The following is a 1,941-nucleotide window of genomic DNA, read 5'->3' on the forward strand; positions in this document are numbered from 1 at the left end:
CGCGGTCATCGCGCCCGGCCTGATCGGCCTGTGGGTGTCCTCGCTCGACTACGCCGGACGCGTCGTCCCCGAGGACCAGTGGGCCGGGCGGTTCACCGCCATGGTCGCCGCTCCGGTCCCGCTCGCGCTCGTCGTCGTCGGACGCGTCGCCGCGGTGGTCCTGGTGGGCACGCTGGCGTTCGGGGAGTCCTGGCTGGTGGCGGCGCTCGGCTTCGGGCGGCCGCTGACCGTCGGCGATCCCGGCGTGTTCGCCGCGGCCGTCGCGGCGACCTGCCTGGCGTCCGTCGGAACGGCGATGCTGCTGGCGGGGGTCATCTCGCTGTCGCGGGCCCGGGAGGTCCTGCAGAACTCGCTGAGCTACCCGTTCTACATCCTCGGCGGTGTCGTGTTCCCGCTCGCGGTGCTCCCCGCCTGGGTGCGGCCGTTCAGCCATCTGGTGTTCCTGTCGTGGAGCGCCCGGCTGCTGCGCGACTCCGTGCACGGGACGCCGCACGGCTGGCCGCTCGCGCTCGCGGCGATCCTCGGGCTCGGGGCGGCGGCGCTCACGGGCGGGATGTGGCTGACGCACCGGCTGGTGGACGCCGCACGGCGCAAGGGGACGGTGGGGTACGCATGATCCACTCACTCCGGATCGTCCGGCAGGCGACGGCACTGGGCTTCGCCGAGATGGGCCGCGTCTACACCTGGCGGACCTGGACGTTCGGCTGGCTGATGCGGCTGCTCTGCCAGGTGTCGTTCTACGCGCTGCTCGGCTCCTACCTCGGCGACCCGCGGCTGACGCGGTACGTGCTGGTGGGGAACATCGTGGCGCTGGCCTGCATGGAGTCCACGATCGTGGTCATCTCGCTGGCCGGCGAGCGCGCCCAGGGGACGCTGCCGCTGCTCGCCGTCGCCCCCGCCGGGCACCTGCCCGTCTACCTCGGCCGCGGCGTCCAGTGGATGACGACCGGGCTGATCAGCTCGATGGTCGCCTGGGCCGTCCTGCCGCCGCTGCTCGGGGTCCCGCTGCCGTGGCCGCGCGCGGCGTACGCGATCCCCGTCATCGTGCTCGTCCTGGCCAGCAGCTACGGGTACGGATGCGCGCTGGCGGGCGTCGCGCTGCGGCTGCGCGGCGTCGAATGGCTCGTGCTGAACTTCGCCTACGGGATCGTCATGGCGTTCGGCGGGACGAACGTCCCGATGTCGTTCTGGCCCGCGCCCCTGCGCGCCGTTCTGGAGTTCCTGCCGGTCGTCCACGGGTTGCAGGCCGTGCGCGGCATCCTGGACGGCGCGCCCGCGGGCCGCGTCCTCACGCAGATCGGATTCGAGGCGCTGGTCGGCGCCGGCTGGTACCTGGTCGCCTGGCTGTCCATGGAGCGCCTCGTCTCCGTCGGACGCCGCACCGGCACGCTCGACCACGCGGGCTGAGACAGCGGAACGCCCCCGAGCCCGGAAAGGGGGACTCGGGGGCGTTCGGTGTCCGCTTACGCGCCGCGCAGGACCGCGCCGGTGCGCTCCGCCGCGACGGCGACGGCCGCGTCACGCGCCTCGCTCGCCTCCTCGGCGGTCAGCGTCCGGTCGGTCGCGCGGAACCGCATCGTGTAGGCCAGGGACTTGTGCCCCTCACCGACCTGCTCGCCGGTGTACACGTCGAACAGGCGCAGCGACTCCAGCAGGTCGCCCGCGCCGTCCCGCAGCGCGGCCGCGACGTCGGCGGCGGACACCGCGGCGTCCACCGTCAGCGCCACGTCCTGCGTCGCGACCGGGTAGGCCGACACGTGCGGGGCGCGGACGTCGCGCGGCTCGCCGAGCGCGCGGACCTCCAGCTCCATCGCGCAGGTGCGCGCCGGAAGCCCGAACGCCTTCACCACGCGCGGGTGCAGCTCGCCCGCGTGGCCCACGAGCGTGTCGCCCGCCGGCGCTCTGGAGGAGACCCTGGAGCTGGTCGCCGCCGGGGTGGGG

3 protein-coding genes are annotated in these 1,941 nt (G+C 74.4%); 2 read left to right on the forward strand and 1 reads right to left on the reverse strand.

What is annotated here, in order from left to right:
* Window positions 1-616: ABC transporter permease (locus tag AB0J52_RS38425; RefSeq protein ID WP_500187953.1), on the forward strand; the 616-nt coding region annotated here is incomplete at its 5' end.
* The gene (locus tag AB0J52_RS38430) at window positions 613-1,407 is read left to right on the forward strand and encodes an ABC transporter permease (protein WP_500187954.1); all 795 of its coding nucleotides are present in this window, start codon (window positions 613-615) and stop codon (window positions 1,405-1,407) included. The genes AB0J52_RS38425 and AB0J52_RS38430, both read left to right, overlap by 4 nt.
* Window positions 1,408-1,463: 56 nt before the next feature.
* Here AB0J52_RS38430 and AB0J52_RS38435 read toward each other — a convergent pair.
* On the reverse strand, window positions 1,464-1,941 hold a 478-nt coding region (locus AB0J52_RS38435; protein WP_500187956.1), incomplete at its 5' end, for a phenylalanine--tRNA ligase subunit beta-related protein.

Source organism: Spirillospora sp. NPDC049652 (assembly GCF_040675125.1).
Taxonomy (GTDB): Bacteria; Actinomycetota; Actinomycetes; order Streptosporangiales; family Streptosporangiaceae; genus Spirillospora.

Excerpts from the sequence above, each read along its gene's own strand:
- AB0J52_RS38430 (WP_500187954.1), top strand. The coding sequence starts at position 613 with ATGATCCACTCACTCCGGATCGTCCGGCAGGCGACGGCACTGGGCTTC.